10 protein-coding genes are annotated in these 17,898 nt (G+C 62.7%); 2 read left to right on the top strand and 8 right to left on the bottom strand.

Features of this window, described 5'->3' with window-relative positions; all coding sequences use genetic code 11:
- Positions 1-138: 138 nt before the first annotated feature.
- The 8 genes from rluB to D9M09_RS03495 all read right to left on the bottom strand — a co-directional run bounded on the left by rluB (position 139) and on the right by D9M09_RS03495 (position 11,432).
- Complete coding sequence (gene rluB / locus D9M09_RS03530) at positions 139-2,211, bottom strand: 23S rRNA pseudouridine(2605) synthase RluB (RefSeq protein WP_121668586.1); 2,073 nt, start codon at positions 2,209-2,211, stop codon at positions 139-141.
- Positions 2,204-2,998 carry an SMC-Scp complex subunit ScpB gene (scpB, locus tag D9M09_RS03525; protein WP_070219235.1) on the bottom strand — a complete coding sequence of 265 codons (795 nt, stop codon included), beginning with the start codon at positions 2,996-2,998 and terminating at the stop codon, positions 2,204-2,206. The genes rluB and scpB overlap by 8 nt, the downstream gene beginning before the upstream one ends.
- 414 nt (positions 2,999-3,412) lie before the next feature.
- Complete coding sequence (locus D9M09_RS03520; protein ID WP_070219236.1) at positions 3,413-4,432, bottom strand: glucokinase; 1,020 nt, start codon at positions 4,430-4,432, stop codon at positions 3,413-3,415.
- Between the two features lie 378 nt (positions 4,433-4,810).
- Complete coding sequence (locus D9M09_RS03515; protein ID WP_070219237.1) at positions 4,811-5,773, bottom strand: VTT domain-containing protein; 963 nt, start codon at positions 5,771-5,773, stop codon at positions 4,811-4,813.
- Between the two features lie 27 nt (positions 5,774-5,800).
- Complete coding sequence (locus tag D9M09_RS03510) at positions 5,801-7,492, bottom strand: ABC transporter ATP-binding protein (RefSeq protein WP_121668585.1); 1,692 nt, start codon at positions 7,490-7,492, stop codon at positions 5,801-5,803.
- A 9-nt stretch (positions 7,493-7,501) separates the two neighbouring features.
- On the bottom strand, positions 7,502-8,617 hold the full coding sequence (locus D9M09_RS03505; protein WP_099410271.1) for an ABC transporter permease: 1,116 nt from the start codon (positions 8,615-8,617) through the stop codon (positions 7,502-7,504).
- A 9-nt stretch (positions 8,618-8,626) separates the two neighbouring features.
- On the bottom strand, positions 8,627-9,565 hold the full coding sequence (locus D9M09_RS03500; RefSeq protein WP_070219240.1) for an ABC transporter permease: 939 nt from the start codon (positions 9,563-9,565) through the stop codon (positions 8,627-8,629).
- A gap of 28 nt (positions 9,566-9,593) precedes the next feature.
- Positions 9,594-11,432, bottom strand: a complete 1,839-nt coding sequence (locus D9M09_RS03495) for an ABC transporter substrate-binding protein (RefSeq protein ID WP_070312789.1) — start codon at positions 11,430-11,432, stop codon at positions 9,594-9,596.
- Between the two features lie 624 nt (positions 11,433-12,056).
- Between D9M09_RS03495 and D9M09_RS03490 the strand changes: the two genes are divergently transcribed.
- Both D9M09_RS03490 and D9M09_RS03485 read left to right on the top strand, forming a co-directional pair.
- The gene (locus D9M09_RS03490) at positions 12,057-14,837 is read left to right on the top strand and encodes a TonB-dependent receptor (protein WP_121668583.1); all 2,781 of its coding nucleotides are present in this window, start codon (positions 12,057-12,059) and stop codon (positions 14,835-14,837) included.
- Positions 14,838-15,015: 178 nt separating this feature from the next.
- The gene (locus tag D9M09_RS03485; protein ID WP_121668582.1) at positions 15,016-17,694 is read left to right on the top strand and encodes a TonB-dependent receptor; all 2,679 of its coding nucleotides are present in this window, start codon (positions 15,016-15,018) and stop codon (positions 17,692-17,694) included.
- Positions 17,695-17,898 lie beyond the last annotated feature (204 nt).

Genomic DNA, 17,898 nt, shown 5'->3' with positions numbered 1-17,898 from the left:
CTTTTATTAGGCTGCAGATTATAACCTCTTATTAACTTCGCCGCAATGCCGCACACGAGGAGCGGCCCGGCTTACAACAGTTACAAGAGCGCGCACCCGCGGCAGATCAGCGGGCGCGCAAGAAGAAACTCTTCCCGATTAACCTTTGCTGCGGCGGCGCGGCATGCCATCCATGCCGCCGCGATCCATGCCGCCGCGCGGCTGGCCGCCGGAACGTGCTTGCCCACCGGCACCACCGCCGGCATTGCGGCGCGGACCCGTGTTGGCGAAGCCGAAGGCCGTTTGCAGCGGATCGGGCTGGCGCGGACCGCGCTGCGGCGCGCGGCCTTCGCCACCCGGACGGCCCTGGCCTGCCGCACGCGGCGGACGGCCCTGGCCTTGGCCTTGCGCACCTTCGAACGATGCCGACGAACGGGGCTGGCCGCCCTGGAACGGACCTTGCGACTGGCCGCGGCCCGGACCACGCGCTTCGCCTGGACGGCCGGCGCCGCCCGGGCGGCCCTGGCCTTGCGGACGGGCAAACTGGCCTTGCGGCTGGCCACGGCGCGGCGCGACAGGGAACGGATCGGCGTTGCGGTTGCTCACATCGATGCGGTTGCCATTCGGCTCGTCATCGCGGCTGGCCTTGCGCGCTTCGCGGCCCTTGGCGGCGCCAGCGGCACGGGGGTCGCCCGATGCCGGCATTTTCTTTTCGATGCCGTAGGCGGTCAGCAGGTCGCGCACGGTGTTTTCATCCATCTCTTCCCAGCGGCCGCGTTTCAGGCCGCTCGGCAGGGTCATGGCGCCGTAGCGGGTACGGATCAGGCGCGAAACGGTCAGGCCGATGGCTTCGAACATGCGGCGCACTTCGCGGTTACGGCCTTCGCCGATCACCACGCGGTACCACTTGTTGATGCCTTCGCCGCCGCCATCGGCGATCTTCGAGAACTGCGCCAGGCCGTCTTCCAGCTCGACGCCGGCCAGCAGCTTCTGGCGCATGCCCTCTTCCAGCTCGCCCAGGGTACGCACGGCGTACTCGCGGTCGATGCCGTAGCGCGGGTGCATCAGGCGGTTGGCCAGGTCACCGGACGTGGTAAACAACAGCAAGCCTTCCGTGTTGAAGTCGAGGCGGCCAACGGCCAGCCACTTGCCCGCCTTCATGGTCGGCAGGCGGTCGAAGACGGATGGACGGCCGTCCGGGTCGTTGTGGCTGACGATTTCGCCGGCCGGCTTGTGGTAGACCAGCACGCGCGGCGGCTTCTTGCTGACGCGGCGCTGGATCAACTTGCCGTTGATGCGCACATGATCGCTCGGCAAGATGCGCTGGCCGATGTGGGCCGGCTCGCCATTCACGGACACGCGGCCCGAAATGATCAGGTCTTCCATGTCGCGGCGCGAACCGAGACCGGCTTCGGCCAGTACCTTGTGCAGCTTCGGCGCATCGTCGTCGGACGTCAGGTCGCGGCGCACGGCCGCTTTCTGTACACGGCCCGTGCCGCCTTCTTCGCTGTCGAAGGCGTCGGAAGTAACGAACGAGAAGACGGCATCAGCGTCGCTGAGCTTGCCTGGCGCAGCCTGGCGGCCCTTGCCCTTTTTACGGCTCTTGCCGGCATTCTTGCCGGCACCCGGCACGTCGTTGCGGGGACCGCGCGGCAGGCGCGGGCCGGACACGAGGTTGCCTTCGGCATCGAACACGTCGGCGACAGGCGCGGCAGCTTGCTCTGCGGCAGGCGCTGCGGCAACGGCATCGGCCGCCTGCGGCGCTTCGGCGCGCGGCGGCTGGCGCAACGCGCGCTCCGCCTGCACACCGCGCATCTGGCGCGGACCGCGGGTCGGGCGTGCTTCGGCCGGCTTGTCGACGACGGCTTCCGGCGCCGTTTCAGCGACGGCGGCAGCGGCCTTGGCGGCGGCGCGGGCGCGCGGCGGACGCGGCGCCGGGGCGGCAACCGCCTCGGCTGCGGCTTCCGCGGCGTCGGCCACGGCCTTCAGGGCCGGCTTGGCGCGGGTTTTCTTGGCGGCGGGCGCAGCGTCGGCGGCGACAGCTTCCGCGACGGGCGCATCGGCGGCCACGTCGGCTTTCGTGCGGCGCTTCGGCTTGGCGGCGACAGCGTCGCCAGCCGTGCCGGCAGCAGCCGCGTCAGCTTCGATCTGGGCCTTGGTGCGGCGCTTGGGCTTGGCAACGATGGCTTCGTCGCTGGCGGTTACTGTCTCGGGGGTGTTCGGATTATTCATTCTTCGTTTCTTGGCTGTGCTGACCTGGCGCAGCGTCAACCGTTAGTTCTGGCGCAGGGTCGTGAGTGTAGGCTTCGTCCATGGGCGAAGCATCGGGGCCGGCATCAAGGCTTGCTGTCACATCTACATCTGTCACAGCCGTATTGCTACCTGCACCAAGCTGGGGGACAAGCTCATTGCTTGCCTTGTCAAAATTTTCCTGCAGGGCCGCTTCCAGGGCTTCAAGCCCATTGCCCTGCATCTCGCTGATTTGCTGCAAAGGCGGCAGCTGGGACAGCGATTGCAAACCCAGATCATCCAAAAACTGCTTGGTGGTGGCCAGCAAGGCCGGCCGTCCCACCACGTCGCGGTAGCCGATGGCATCGACCCAGCCACGGTCTTCCAGCATCTTGATCGTCTGCGAATTGACGGCAACGCCGCGAATTTCCTCGATATCGCCGCGCGTCACCGGCTGGCGGTAGGCGATGATGGCCAGGGTTTCCAGGGTCGCCCGCGAATACTTGGGCGGCCGCTCGGGCGTCAACCGGTCGAGATACATCTTCATTTCCGGGCGGCTTTGAAAGCGCCAGCCCGAAGCCAGACTGACGATCTCGATGCCGCGCCCTTCCCACTCGTCGCGCAACTCTTCCAGCAATTGCTTGATCGTGTCGGCGCCAACGCCGACACCGCGCACACGACCATTCTCGTCCGCATCGACGAACAGCTTTTTCAGGCTGTGGATCGTCAGCGATTCACGAGCGCACAGCAACGCGGTTTCGAGGACTTTTTTAGCCTCAATTGTATTCATAGCAATTCTGTGCGGATGTGTGTTGCAATTCGTATGCAGAGAAAGAAATCAAAAACGTTCATTTCAACGTAACAGATGGCAGACATCGATGATGACGCCGTGCTGGGTTACTAGTTGAGGCTGTTTTTCCGACGCCTTGGCCGATGCGCGCAAAGCGGGATTAAAGCGGATGCAGTGAAAGTCCTGTCATCCATGGTGCTGGCCTTAATTAACCTTCACTAAGTAACCAGCAATGAAACGATCTCCGGAGCAGCTGCTTTTCCCGTGGCGGCGAACCAGCCAGACAGGAGAGCGACAGTCGTCGTTTCATCCAACGATGCCAATTGTACCTGATAAAAAGCGGAAAAGCGCAAAACCGGGCAAAACACGCGTTTTACCCGGCCCTGGCGCGACACATCGCCCGTACCTCGCGCATCACAGGGAGGCGAGTTTCTCCGAAAGAATGGCCGATGCACCCAGGAAAGCTGGATACTGCGCCGTGATGACGAAGGTCGGCACTTGTGACACGTAATTGGCGAAGCGGCCCTTGCGCTCGAAGCGGGCGCGGAAACCGGAACGGTCGAAACGCGCTCCCAGGCGTGGCACGATGCCGCCGCCGATATAAATGCCGCCCAGCGCGCCCAGGGTGACGGCGACGTTGCCCGCCACCGTGCCGAGCATGCAGCAGAACGCTTCGATGACGTCGTCGCACAGCTGGGATTCGCCGGCCAGCGCGCGGCGCGTGATTTCAGCCGCCGGCAAGGCTTCGGCGGGCACGCCCGCGCGGTCGGCCAGGGCGCGGTAGATCAGTTCCAGGCCATCGCCGGAAATCAGGCGCTCGGCCGAGACGTGCTCGTATTCGCGCCAGGCAAATTGCAGGATGCTCACTTCCGTTTCATTGAACGGCGCAAAGCTGACGTGGCCGCCTTCGCTTTGCAGGGCGATCCAGCCGCCATGCGAGGGAATCAGGCCCGACACGCCCAGGCCCGTGCCGGCGCCGATCAGGCCGATGGCCGTGTTCGGACGGGCCGTGCCCGCGCCCACCTGGTGCTTCTGTTCGCTCGACAGCTGCGGCAAGGAACGCGCCAGGGCCGTGAAATCGTTGACCACGTCCAGGGTCGTGAAGCCGCACTCTTCGCGCATGGCGCGGATCGAGAACGACCAGTGGTGGTTCGTCATGCTGAGGAAGTCGCCGTCGACGGGGTTGGCAATGGCGATCACGGCATGGCGCACGGCTTGCCCGCCTGCGGCAGCGATGTGCGGCAAGGCCAGGTAGGCTTGCAGGGCGGCGGACAGGCTCGGGTAATCGGCACAGGGCAGCACTTCGACCAGGGTGATGTGGCCGGCGGCCACTTCCAGGGCGAAACGGGCATTGGTGCCGCCCACGTCGGCCAGCAGGCGCGGTCCATCGGCAAAGGCGGAAGTCGGCAGTACGGGAGAAGACGAAGCGCTCATGATTTTAAATGATGAAGTGGGACGCATGGGACGCCAAGCTTAAAGGATGAATGCGCCCGGAGGCAAGCAAAGTTTGTAGTTTAAGTACATCAAAACAAGCCTTTATTGGTAGTTCCACTCCAAATGCAACAGGCAAGGCCAAAGTTACTCGAAAACAATGATTTATAGTAAGTACCTACACTCGCCAGATACACCAAAAGCATGCTGCATAGCAGCAGGAATCGCCTGAAAACAAGAGTATGCCGCAGTTTGCGCAAAGCCGCTTTATATGGGGCGGCGCTGGCGCGGCGCTGCCGTCCTGGCGGCCCCACGACAGCGCTTTCGTATTATTACTACCGGTTTTTACGGTCGGCCTGCGATGCGGCAGGCATGCGCCGATCAGGAGGGCAAGCCTTCGCCCAGCAGGCTGGCGGGTGCCGGCTGGTCCGAGCGGTAGGCGGCATTCCACGCGTCGAGGCCGCCATGCAGGGGCTTGGCCCGGTGAAAGCCGTGCTGGTGCAGCAGCTTGGCCACTTGCGCGGCCGTCACGTCGTTGGGACAGCTGCAATACACGATGATGTGGCGGTCCTTGTCCATCGCGATCATGGCGGGCACGGGTTCCTTGCCATTGAAGAACAAGGCGCCCGGCACGGCCGGCTCCAGCGCTTGCGCCGTGGCGCTGCGCGCGTCGACCATCAGCGGCTCTTCGCCCTGCTCTATGAGTTCGAGCAATTCGTCGATGCCGATGCGCTCGATCTGCAAGGCCTGGCGGAAACGCCGGCGTTCGAGGAATTTGTACAGCAGGAACAAGCCCAGCAAGGCGGCCAGCATCAGCAAGGCCGTACTGCCCATGGTGCTGAGCAAATCCAGCACCTGCTGCACGCTGGCGTGAAAGATCACGCCGACGGCGATGCCGGTGCCGCTCCACAGCAAGGCGCCCAGGCCCGCATACAGGAAGAACAGGCGCGGCGGCGTGCCGAGCGCACCCGACATCGGCGCGGCCACGGTATTGAATCCCGGCACGAACTTGGAGACGATCAGGGCTTTCGGGCCCCAACGCTTGAATTTGTCTTCCGTCTGGCTGACGCAGTAATCGGGCGACAGCGAGATGCGGCACAGCAGCCGCAGGATGCGCTTGCCGAAATGGCGGCCCGCGCGGAACCACGTGAAGTCGCTGATCAGGCAGGCGCCCAGCGCGGCGGCCAGCACCAGCCCCCCATTCATGTCGCCATCGACGGCCAGCGCCCCCGCCACCACGAGAATGGGAAAGGCGGGAATCGGCAAGCCGAGCTGCTCCACCAGCACGATGCCAAAGACAATCAGGACACCGTAATGTTCGAGCAGATAAATGAGGTTGGGCATGGCCGCTATCTTACCGTAAAAAGCCCCCTACAACTGCACGCCCTTCGGTATGGCGCTCAATAGGGTGCGCGTGTACGGATGCACGGGATTGCGGTACAGCTCGTCCGAATCGGCCAGTTCCACCACTTGCCCCTTGTGCATCACCATCACCTGGTCGGCGATGTATTTCACCACTGATAAGTCGTGCGAAATGAAGATGTAGGACAGGCCGAATTCATCCTGCAAATCCTGCAGCAGGTTGAGCACCTGCGCCTGCACCGACACGTCCAGCGCCGACACGGATTCGTCGCACACCAGAATCTCCGGCTGCATGGTCAGGCAGCGGGCAATCGCGATGCGCTGGCGCTGGCCGCCCGAGAACTCGTGCGGATAGCGGTGGAAAGCCTGTTCCGGCAAGCCGACTTTGTCGAGCAGCCAGTAGGCCTTGGCGATGCGTTCCTTGTCATCGGCACCGATCTTGTGGATGCGCATCGGTTCCAGCAAAATCTGCCCCACCGTAAAGCGGGGATTCAAGGACGCATACGGATTCTGGAAGATGATCTGGATGCGGCGTTTATAGGGCAAATACTCTTTGTTCGGCATGGCAATCAGGTCCTTGCCGTGGAACATGGCCGTGCCACTAGTTGCCTGGTGCAAGCGCAGCAGGGTCAGGCCCACCGTCGTCTTGCCGGAACCGGATTCGCCCACCACGCCCAGGGTTTTTCCGCGCGGCAAAGTGAACGACACGTCCTTGACGGCCTGGAATTCGCGCTTGCCGAACAGGCCTTCGCGCGTATAAAAGCTTTTACTGAGATTATTCACCACCAGCACCGGTTCGTCGCCCGGCGTGTAGCCGCGCGTGCGCTGTTTCATCTCCACGCCGGGGCCCGCCTTGCCTTCCATATAATCAGCGATGACGGGCAAGCGCCACGGGCGCTCGTCCAGCGACGGGCGGCAATGCAGCAGGGCTTTGGTATAACTGTCTTGCGGCGCTTCGAATACCTGGCGTACCTCGCCCGTCTCGCGCACTTCGCCGTGGCGCATGACGATCACTTGGTCGGCGATTTCCCCCACCAGGCCCAGGTCGTGGGTAATGAAGAGCACGGACATCTGGTGTTTCTTTTGCAGCGCCGCGATCAGGTCCATGATCTGCTTCTGGATCGTCACGTCCAGCGCCGTCGTCGGTTCGTCCGCGATCAGCAGTTTCGGCTCGCAGGCGATCGCCATGGCGATCATCACGCGTTGCTGCTGGCCGCCCGACATCTGGCTCGGGTAGGCGTCGATCTTCGTGGCCGGGTCGGGTATGCCCACTTCTTCGAGCAGCGCCAGCGTACGCGCCCTTGCCTGCTTGCGGTTCATGCCCATGTGCTGGCGCAGCACTTCGGCGATCTGGAAGCCGACCGTGAACACGGGATTCAAGGACGACATCGGTTCCTGGAAGATCATCGAGATATCCTTGCCGCACATGGTACGGCGCTCGGCGATCGACAGTTGCAGCAAATCGCGCCCGCCGAAGTGGATGCGCGATTGCGGATCGATGATGGTGCTGTCAGGCGGCAGCAGGCCCATCACGGCCAGCGAGCTGACGGACTTGCCGCTGCCCGACTCGCCCACCAGGGCGACGGTGCTGTTGCGCGGCACGTTGAACGAGATGCCCTTGACGGCTTCGAACGTGGTCTTCTTGTCCAGGCGGAAGGTGACGCGCAGGTCGCGCACTTCCAACAGGTTATTCTGGTCCATGAGCAACTCCTATTTCACTTTGGGGTCGAGCGCATCGCGCAAGGCATCGGTAAACAGCGAGAACGCCGTCACCAGCACGGCCATCGCCGTGGCGGCGGCCGTCAGCTGCCACCATTTGCCCAGGATCAGTTCATTTTGTGCCTCGTTGAGCATGCTGCCCCACGAGACGGTGCCCACCGGCACGCCAAAGCCGAGGAAACTCAGGATCACTTCCGCCTTGATGAAGCCCACCACGAGAATCGACATTTGCACCAAGGCAACGTGACTCACGTTCGGGAAGATGTGCGAAAACATCTTGCGCCAGTGCGAGGCGCCGATGGCGTCGGCCGCCATCACGTATTCGCGCGCCTTGTGCTTGATGTATTCGGCGCGGATCAGGCGGTACGGCCCCGTCCAGCCCGTCAAGCCGAGGATCAGCACGATGGTCAGCACGCCCTTCTGCTGCAGCACGGCCGCCACCGTCAAGATCATCAAAATCGACGGGATCGACGTGAAGATGCTGTAGAACCAGTTGAAGAAATCATCGACGATGCCGCCGAAGTAGCCGGACACGGCGCCAAACAGGGTGCCCAGCACCACGGCCAGCAAGGCCGCCACCAGGCCCACGACGATCGACGTTTCGCCGCCCTTGATGGTTTTCTGCACGATATCGTGACCCCACTTGTCGGCGCCGAAAGGCAAGGTCGCCGCCTTGTGCGCGATCAGCTTTTTCGTCTTGCCCATGCCGGCGCGCAAGGCCGTCAAGTCGTCGGCCAGCGGGTCGGTGACGCCGTACATCTCGACGCCGGCAGATGGATTGCTGCCCATCTGGGCGCGCAGTTCGGCGATATCGTCGGCCAGCGGGTCGAGCACGTTGACTGGCGTGGGCGCGCTGCGCTCGTCGGACTGGGGAATGGCGCCGTCGGCGGCGCCGGCCGCATCCTTGTCGGCGCCGACAAACGTGGGCGGTGCATAGCTGACGGCAACTTCGTCTTCCCAGTTCGCCGCCACCAGGCCGCTGGCAGACGCCAGCACCAGCAGGAAAAATGCGCCGACCACGGCCAGCGATACCATTGCAATCTTGTCGCCGCGCAAACGGCGCCACGCCAGGGCCCACAGGCCGGGCGATGTATGAGGTTTCGACATCGTCTCTTTCTACTTCAGTTGTACGCGAGGATCGACCGCCTGGTACAGCAGGTCGGTGAGCAGGTTGAAGAGCATGGTGGCGGCGGCAACATACACGGTGATCGCCTTGATCACCGGAAAGTCGCTGCGCTCGACGGCCAAAATCACTTCACGCCCGATGCCGGGAATGCCGAAGAAACGTTCCAGCAGGAAAGCGCCGATCAGCAGGGCCGGCAAGTTCGACATCACATAGGTAATGATGGGAATGCCGGCGTTGCGCAGCACGTGGACCCACATGATGCGGCCTTCCTTGAGGCCCTTGGCGCGCGCCGTGCGCACGTAATCCTGGTTGGCCTCGTCCAGCACGAAGGTGCGGAACAGGCGCAGGGTCGGCGCGATCGACACGGCCAGGCCAATCAGGATGGGCAGGGTCGAATAGCGCAGCAGGTTTTCCCAGAAGCTGTCGCCCCAGCCCTGCACGGGGAACAGGCCCAGCTTGTAAGCAAAACCGTACTGGAAGACGATGATGTAGACGAGAATGGAAATCGACATGCCCACCGTGCAGGCAATCATCACCATGCGGTCCGTCAGCGAACCGCGCACGAACGCGATGGCCAGCGCCAGCGCCACGCCGAAAAAGGTTTCCAGCACGGTCAGCGGGATCAGCACCATCATCGACGGGCCCAGACGCGAGGTGATGATGTGCGACACGGACTCGCCCGTGGCCCAGCTTTGACCGAAATCAAAGGTGACGATCTGCTTGATGAAGATCCACAGCTGCACGTAGTACGGCTGGTCGACGCCCAGCTGGCGGCGGATGTTGGCGATGCTTTCCGCACTAGACATCTTGCCGGCCAGGATGTAGGCGGGGTCGCCGCCCACCCAGTTAAACAATATAAACACCAGCAGGACGACGCCCAGCATGGTGGGCAGCATCTGCCACAAGCGGCGCAGGATATAAGCAAACATAATGATTCCTTGTTGTTATAAGCGTCGCTTATTTATTGGCCGAGGCCGCAGGGGCTGGCGCCACCGGCGCGCCCGTGCTGTCGATATCCATATACGCCCATTCCTGGAACAGGATCGGGTGCTTCTTGTAGCCGAGCACCGACTTTTGCGCCAGCATGTTGCGGTAGCGCGCGTAGCCGATCAGGGCGCCCGCATTGACTTCCAGGCGGCGCGCCATCTTGTGGAACAGCTCGTCGCGCTCGGGGCTGGCCGGCATGGCCTGGCTGGCCGCGTACCATTTATCGTACTCGGGGTCCTGGTAGCAGCCGTTGTTGTTCTGGTGCGTGTTGGGGCCGTAGAACAGCTGCATGAAATTGTCGCCGTCCGGATAGTCGGCCAGCCACGGCGCCGTGCGCGTCTGCATCTTGCACTGCTTTTCCGTCTTCAAAATGTCGGAAAAGATCATGCGGTCGTTTTCCATGCGGATGCCCAGCGAGTTGTACGTCTTGCGCCACATTTCCGCCTGCAGCACGCCGTTGGCTTCGTTGCGCGAAGCATAGCGGATCAAGAGCGGCTTGCCGTCCGGCAAAGTACGCCAGCCGTCGGCGCCCTTCTTGTAGCCGAATTTATCGAGCAGCTTGTTGGCCAGCACGGGATCGTATTGCAGCAGGGATTTATAGTGCGGATCGTAGCCGACGACGCCGGGCGGGATCGGATAGTCGAGGCGTTTGGCCTGGCCATTCCAGATGATGCGGATTTCCTCATCGATATTGTGCGCCATGGCAATGGCGCGGCGCAGGGCGATCTTTTCCTTGCTGAAGCCGCCCAGGGTCGGGTCTTCCATATTCCAGTAGTAATAGCTGATTTCCGGGTCCAGCAGGCGTGACAGTTGCACGCCCTTCTCCGCCAGCTCGGGACGCAGCTTGCCGTTCAGCAGCGCTTTCGGCGCCAGCGGGCCGTCGAGCCAGAACACGTCAGTGCCGCCGCTCTGGAACGACAGCCAGCGCGACTGGTCTTCGATCATCACGGAAATTTCGATGCGGTCGATGGCGGGAATGCGCTTGCCCTGCATCTGGCGCACGATGCGCTGGTCGTCCGGATCGTCGCCGGCCATGAAATTCCACGTTTCCGGCAAGTGCTGCGGATTGCGGTTCAGGACGATGCGGTTGCCGCGCGTCCATTCGCCCAAGGTGTAGTAGCCAGTGCCGACGGGATTCGAGCCCACTTCGCCCTTCACGTCGCCGTATTTGTCCACCACTTCGCGCGCCACGGCGGCCGTCGGCACGTAGGCGAGGATCATGGGGAAATTGAAATCGGTCTTGGTCAGCGAGATGCGCAGGGTGTACGGGTCGAGGATTTCCAGTCCCGCCACCTTCTTGCTGTAATCGAGCTTGTTCGACTTGGCCGCGTCCTTGGCCAGGTCGTCCAGCCCCACCACCTTGCCTTCGAACAGCCAGCTGTGCGGCGACGCCAGGCGCGGGTCGAACAGGCGCTTCCACGAATACACGTAGTCGGCCATCGTCAGTTCGCGGCGCTTGCCGCCGAACGCGGCGTCAGGCGTGTACAGGATGCCTTTTTTCAGGCGGATGGTATAGGTCTTGCCGTCGGCCGACACTTCCGGCATGGCGGCCGCCGCGCCGGGCACCACCTTGACGGGGCGCGCCAGGTAGTCATAGGTGTACAGGGTGTCGAAGACGGCCTGCGTGATGTGGTTCGAATACAGGTCGCGCGCGGTGGCCGGATCGAAGCCCGTCTCGGCGGCCGGCAGGATATAGCGCAAGGTTTTGACCGGCGCGGCCGCGGGGGCAGCGTCAACGGCCACGGCCGCCAGCGGCAGGGTGGCCAGGCAGGCGAGCAGCGCCACGCGCCGCATCCATGGTGACTTCATGTAATACCCTTCATCTCGATTATCTGTCGCACCGTATTGGTGCGCTTGTACTGGCTTCCCCCTGGGATACAGGATTCCACCGCCAAAACCAGTCCATCCTCGCAAGATCTATGCCTTGTTCATCGCCAGCCGGACCTGCAAGCAGGCGAGCCGGAAAAAGGCGTAACGATAACGCATATTCCGTTCGCCGGGCGAAAAGCCGCAGCACTGGCGTGGCGTGGCGCCACGCTCACCTGCCTCGCCGGGAGAATCTTGCGCAGCGCAACAAAGACAGGTCGCCGCCATGAAAAACCGGCCTGGCAGTAACCCTTACGGCTTCGAATGACAGCCGTTTTTATCGCAGTACGGAAAATGCGCATCGCAGTGCAACATTGAAATAATTGCAAATATTGAAACACGTCAACATTATAAAAAACACTGTTGTTTCCATGCTGAAAGCGGGTGTGTGCGCGTTGACAAGGTTTCTCGACAAATGGTCTTATCGATCACGACGGCTCACACGATATGCCGTTTGATCCATAGCGATTGCCGACGCAGCAATCTTTATCACCCTGGCAAAGCTGTGCCGCACAAGGGCCGGCCGAGCATACTTTCGGAGTTCTGAGAATGATGATGGAAACAGTGATGTCCCGCTCCGTACGCCTGATTTTTTCGGGTAGCGTAGCAGCGCTCAGCCTGGGCATGATGGCTGCGCCGGCAATGGCGCAAGACGCCAATGTGCAACGTGTGGAAATTACAGGATCGAGCATCAAACGGGCTACGGCCGAGACCGCGTCGCCGGTACAGCTCATCACCCGCGACGACTTGATGAAATCGGGCAAGGCCACCGTGGCCGAATACCTGCAAACCCTGACGGCCGATGGCGCCGGTTCCCTGCCGACAGGCTTCGGCAACGGCTTTGCCGCCGGTTCCACGGCCATCTCGCTGCGCGGCCTGGGCGCCACCTCGACCCTGGTCTTGCTCAATGGCCGCCGCATGGCGCCGTTCGCGCGCGCCGATGACGGCCAGAAGAGCTTTACCGACCTGTCCACGGTGCCGATGCAGATCGTCGAGCGCATCGAGATCCTCAAGGACGGCGCATCGTCGACCTACGGCGCGGACGCCATCGCCGGCGTCGTCAACATCATCCTGCGCAAGGACTTCGAAGGCCTGACCCTGAAAGGCGACACGGGCATCTCCGGCGACAGCGACGCCAAGCAGCACCGCGCCTCGCTGACCTTCGGCAAGGGCAACCTGGATACCGACAAATTCAACTTCGTCCTCAATGCCGAGTACAGCAAATCGGACATGCTGATGAACAATGACCGCGCCGGCCGCAAATGGATAGGCAAGGCCGACCTGCGTCCGTATGGCTATGCGATCAACACCCAGTTCGCCGGCGGCTACATCAATGGCAACAACGATGCGAATGCCGCGCCGACGGGCCTGATCCGCGACCCCGTCACCAACAACTATGTGTCCCTGCCCGGCTGCTCCAGCTTGTCCGTGTCTTCGCCGCAAGATCCGAAGGGCGGCTGCCTGTGGCACCACGACCAGTTCCGCTCGATGCAGCCGAAGATCGAATCGATCAACCTGTACACGCGCGGCACCTGGCAAGTCAATGCCGACACCCAGGTGTATGCGGAAGCGGGCTACTCGAAGCGCGATACGGCCTTCACCCTGATCCCGCCCTCGATCACGCCGACCATCGCCTTCCCGCCGAACGCCACCAGCCCGACTGGCGTCGTCAACTACGGTTCCGGCGCCGGTACCACCATTGTGCTGGCCGCCAACCATCCGCAAAATCCGTATGGCGTGCCGGTGCGCGTGCGCTACCAGGCTTTCGATGCGGGCGCCAGCACGCGCCAGGCCAACAATGAGTTCAACCGCATCGTGCTCGGCGTCAAGGGCAACGCCATGGGCTGGGACTACGATGCCGGCTATACGCACTCGGAATCGAAGCTGCACCTCGATTACAGCAATATGCTGAACATGGCCGTCGTCAAGGATGCCCTGGGCAATCCGAACAGCCAATATTTCCCGTACTACATCGGCGCGCAGGCGGGCAAGAATCCCGCCTCGCTGTACGCGGCCATGGTGACGAACGCCACGTCCGATTCCACCACCAAGCTCGACATCATCGACTTCAAGGCCTCGCGCGAGCTGATGCAGTTGCCGGGCGGCGCCCTGGGCCTGGCCGTGGGCGCGGAACACCGCCGCGACAAGCTCGACAATCCTTCGCTGTCGGGCACGCAGGACGGTTCCATCAACTCCAGCTATGTGGCGGCCAAGGGCGACAGCAAGGTCTCGGCCGTGTTCCTCGAAGTGCTGGCGCCCGTCATCAAGACGGTGGAGCTATCGGGCGCCTTGCGTTACGACAAATATGACCGTTTCTCGTCGACCACGCCGAAACTGGGCGCCAAGTGGACACCGGTGAAAACCTTCGCCGTGCGCGGCACGTATTCGGAAGGCTTCCGCGCGCCAGGACCGGCGGAAAGCAATGCCAATTCGCAATCGACGGGCACCTCGACCGTCAGCGATCCCGTGCGCTGCCCGGGCGGCACCCGCCTGCCGGGCGCCAATGCCAGCGATTGCGAACTGCAGGTGGCGGCCGTCAAGATCGGCGACCCGAGCCTGAAGCCGGAAAAGTCCAAGGGCTACACCCTGGGCCTGGTGTGGGATCCGTTCAACGATACCAGCCTGTCGCTCGATGCCTGGAAGATCAAGCGTGAAAACGAGATCAACCCGCTGCCCTACAACGAAGCGGCCGCCCTGCCGACGGCCGTGCGCGCCGACAACAACCTGACCATCAATGGCGTGGTGGTGCCGAACACGGGCACCTTGCTGATCACCAAGGCACCGTACCGCAACTCCAGCTACACGGAGATCAAGGGTATCGACCTGGACGTCAAGCAGCGCGTACGCCTGGGCGACTACGGCCGCGCCACGTTCGGCCTGACCTGGACCCACATCGCCTCGTGGGTGCGCGCCGAGTCGGCCACCGTGCGCTACCAGTTCGCCGGCACGCATGGCAATTGCGATACCTCCAACTGCGCCGGCACGCCGAAGGACAAGATCAATCTGACCGGCTCGTGGGACCTGGGCAACTGGAACGTCAGCGGCGTGCTGAACTACCGTTCGGATATGAAAAATATCAAGTTTGAAGGCGATCCTTGCGCCTCCAAACTGGCGAACGGCACGCCGGCGCCGAACGGTTGCAAGCTCGCTTCGTTCACCACGCTCGACCTGTCGAGCCGCTGGAACGTCAACAAACAGTTGCAATTGTTTGCCTCGATCAACAACGTGACCGACAAGATCGCCCCGCTCGACCCGCTGACCTACGGCGGCATGAGCTATAACCCGATGGATGCCAGCGGCGCCATCGGCCGCTACTTCAAACTGGGCGCCAGCTACAAGTTCTTCTAAGCTGACACCCGTATCCTGACGCAAGGCGGTGAGCAATCACCGCCTTTTTTTCGTCCGCGACTGTGGCGCAAGGCTCTCATCCACACGCCTATTGCGCCAGCGCAAACCTGACCTGCTGTGCGCCTGTAAAACTCCCTTGCAGGCCACTTGGCCCATGACCAAGCCACAGGAGTGTCAGATGACGCAAACCCGCAGTCCCTCCCCTACCTTGCGCCTGTTGTGCGCTGCCCTGCTCGGCGCGTATGGCCATGCGGCCATGGCGCAGGACACCGGCGCCGCCGGCGAGCCTCCCGCCATGCAGCGCGTCGAAGTCACCGGTTCCTCGATCAAGCGCCTCGTCTCGGAAACGGCGACGCCCCTGTCCATCTTCAAGGCCGAGGATTTCGCCAAACAGGGCCTGACGACAGCCCAGGAAGTGCTCAGCAAGATACCCTCGAATGCGTCCAGCATGGGCAGCGGCAATGCCGTCGGCGGCAATACCAGCGGCTTGCCCACGGGCGGCCAGGCCAGCGCCGACTTGCGCGGCCTGGGCGGCGACAAGACCCTGGTCCTGCTCAACGGCAGGCGCATCGCCAACCATCCGTATGACGGCGCCAGCGTCGACCTGAACATCATCCCCATCGCGGCCCTGGAAAGAGTCGAAGTGCTGCGCGACGGCGCCTCGGCCATCTACGGCACGGACGCCATCGGCGGCGTCATCAACTTCATCACCAAGCGCTCCGTCAATGTCACGAATATCACCGCCGAGGTCGTCGCCCCCGAACACAAGGGCGGCGGCGAGCACCGCATCAACCTGTCGACGGGTTTCGGCAAGCTCGACACGGACGGCTACAATATCTTCGGCGTGCTCGACTACCACAAGCAAAACGTGCTCACGTCGCAGGACCGTGCCTTTTCAGCCACCGGCATCGTCCCCTCGCGCGGCCTGTCCATTACCAGCGGCACGACGTTTCCTGGCAACTACTTCGATGCGGCGGCCAACGGCGGCAATGGCCTGGCCGGCAACCCCTACGCGGCCAGCGGCTGCCTGCCGCCGCTGTCGGTGCCGGCCGTGCCGGCGAACGGCACCTGCCGCCAGGATTACACGCGCCAGATCGACGACTTGCCCGCACAGCAGCAAATAGCCTTCTTCGGCAAGGGCGCCTTCAAGCTGGGCGGCGGCCACCTGGCCACGGTGGAATACCTGCATTCGGAAAACAAGGTGAAGGCACGCACGGCGCCGCCACCGCAAACGGGCCTGATTCTGCCCATCAGCAGCAAATATTATCCGGGCAATGCGGGCGGCGTACCGGCCCAGCCGGGCTTGTCGGGCCAGCCGCTGAGCGTCAACTGGCGCCCCGTCGAGGCGGGCCAGCGGCAGATCGATTCGGACGGCAAGGCGGACCGCCTGGTGCTGGCCCTCGAAGGCGAGCTGGCCGGCTGGGACTACAAGACGGGCCTGAGCCATGCCATCAGCAAGTCGTCGGAAAAATTCACGAACGGCTATGTGCAGGATGCGGGTTTTGCCGCTGGCGTGCTGAACGGCATTCTGAACCCGTTTGGCGAGCAGGATGCGGCCGGCAAGGCTTACCTGGCCAGCACGGCACTGCGCGGCGAAGTGCAAAGCGCCAAGGTCACCACCACGGGCTTCGACATCAAGGGCAGCCGCGAACTGATGCAGCTGGCCGGCGGCCCGCTGGCCATCGCGCTGGGCGGCGAGGCGCGGCGCGAAAAGGCCGACTTCAACGTCAACCGCGACATCGCCGGCCAGGCTGCCAGTTCCGGTCTGTCGGGCTCGCTGTCGAAGAGCGGTTCGCGGACCATCGAAGCTGTCTTCGGCGAAGTCAACTTGCCGCTGATCAAGGACCTGGAAGTACAGCTTGCCGCCCGCTTCGACCATTACAGCGACGTGGGCAGCACCACCAATCCGAAGCTGGCCCTGCGCTACCAGGCCAGCAGCGCGCTGGTGCTGCGCGGCTCGGCCAGTACGGGTTTCCGCGCGCCCACCCTGTTTGAAAAGAATGCGCCGCCGTCGAAGAACGATACCAACGATACCTATGATGACCCGATTTTGTGCCCCGGCGGCGTGCCGCAGCCCGGTGCCAACCCCTTGCGCGATTGCGACTTGCAGCAGTTCAAGCTACAGGGCGGCAATGAAAAGCTGAAACCGGAAAAATCCACGACCTTTGCCCTCGGCCTCGTGCTCGAACCCGTCAAGGAAGTCACGCTCGCCATCGATTACTGGAACATCCATTTGAAGGACAAGATTTCGTCCTTGCCCGAGCAATCGATCTTCGGCAACTACGAGAAATACAAGGCCTTGTTCCTGCGCAATCCCGATGGTTCGCCCTACGCCATCCTGGACTTGAACGACAATCTCGGCGAAGTGAAAACGGACGGCATCGACGTCAGCCTCAATGCGCGCCTGGCCCGTGGCGCGTATGGCGATGTCAGCGTGTCGGTCGATGGCACGTGGACCCACAAGTATGACTACCAGAACGAACGGGGCGGCGCCTTCATTGCCAACGTGGGCCGCTACGCGGACAACAATCCCGTGTTCCGCTGGAAACATACGGCCGCGCTGAACTGGCGCATGGGCAACTGGGGCGCCACCGTGTCGCAATCGTTCAAGTCCGGCTACACGGATCAGAATCTGGTGGATCCGCAGTTCCGCCACGATGTGCCGTCGTACAGCCTGCTGAACGTGTCGGGCAGCTACGCGTGGAAAGGCGTGCTGCTGACGGCCGGCGTGAAAAACCTGTTCGACAGGGAACCGCCGTTCTCGAACCAGGGCACCTTGTTCCAGAAAGGTTACGACCCGCGTTACACGGACCCGATCGGGCGCGCCTGGTACCTGCGCGGCAGCTATACGTTTTAAGGGGAATTTTCAGGTCAATAGATAAAACAGGCAGCGCCGGCAACAGCGTGCCAGCAACAGAAAAGCGGCGCCATCAGCGATGATGTGCGCCGTTTTATTTTACGCATCTGAGCAAGGCTGACAAGGGTTCACGATACTTTATTGCTGAAGGATTACAAAAAAAACAGGGAAATGTTGCATTTCGTCCAAAAAGTCCGCGTGAAA

Origin of the sequence: Janthinobacterium agaricidamnosum (assembly GCF_003667705.1) — a bacterium.
Taxonomy (GTDB): Bacteria; Pseudomonadota; Gammaproteobacteria; order Burkholderiales; family Burkholderiaceae_D; genus Janthinobacterium.
Note: the sequence above shows the minus strand (reverse complement) of the source record. Positions and strands in the feature narration are given on the sequence as shown.

What these genes read in the sequence shown, in the direction of transcription:
- D9M09_RS03510 (WP_121668585.1), bottom strand. Translation starts at nt 7,492, where the DNA reads ATGGACCAGAATAACCTGTTGGAAGTGCGCGACCTGCGCGTCACCTTC.
- D9M09_RS03500 (WP_070219240.1), bottom strand. Translation starts at nt 9,565, where the DNA reads ATGTTTGCTTATATCCTGCGCCGCTTGTGGCAGATGCTGCCCACCATG.
- D9M09_RS03490 (WP_121668583.1), top strand. Translation starts at nt 12,057, where the DNA reads ATGTCCCGCTCCGTACGCCTGATTTTTTCGGGTAGCGTAGCAGCGCTC.
- D9M09_RS03495 (WP_070312789.1), bottom strand. Translation starts at nt 11,432, where the DNA reads ATGAAGTCACCATGGATGCGGCGCGTGGCGCTGCTCGCCTGCCTGGCC.
- scpB (WP_070219235.1), bottom strand. Translation starts at nt 2,998, where the DNA reads ATGAATACAATTGAGGCTAAAAAAGTCCTCGAAACCGCGTTGCTGTGC.
- D9M09_RS03520 (WP_070219236.1), bottom strand. Translation starts at nt 4,432, where the DNA reads ATGAGCGCTTCGTCTTCTCCCGTACTGCCGACTTCCGCCTTTGCCGAT.
- D9M09_RS03515 (WP_070219237.1), bottom strand. Translation starts at nt 5,773, where the DNA reads ATGCCCAACCTCATTTATCTGCTCGAACATTACGGTGTCCTGATTGTC.
- rluB (WP_121668586.1), bottom strand. Translation starts at nt 2,211, where the DNA reads ATGAATAATCCGAACACCCCCGAGACAGTAACCGCCAGCGACGAAGCC.
- D9M09_RS03505 (WP_099410271.1), bottom strand. Translation starts at nt 8,617, where the DNA reads ATGTCGAAACCTCATACATCGCCCGGCCTGTGGGCCCTGGCGTGGCGC.
- D9M09_RS03485 (WP_121668582.1), top strand. Translation starts at nt 15,016, where the DNA reads ATGACGCAAACCCGCAGTCCCTCCCCTACCTTGCGCCTGTTGTGCGCT.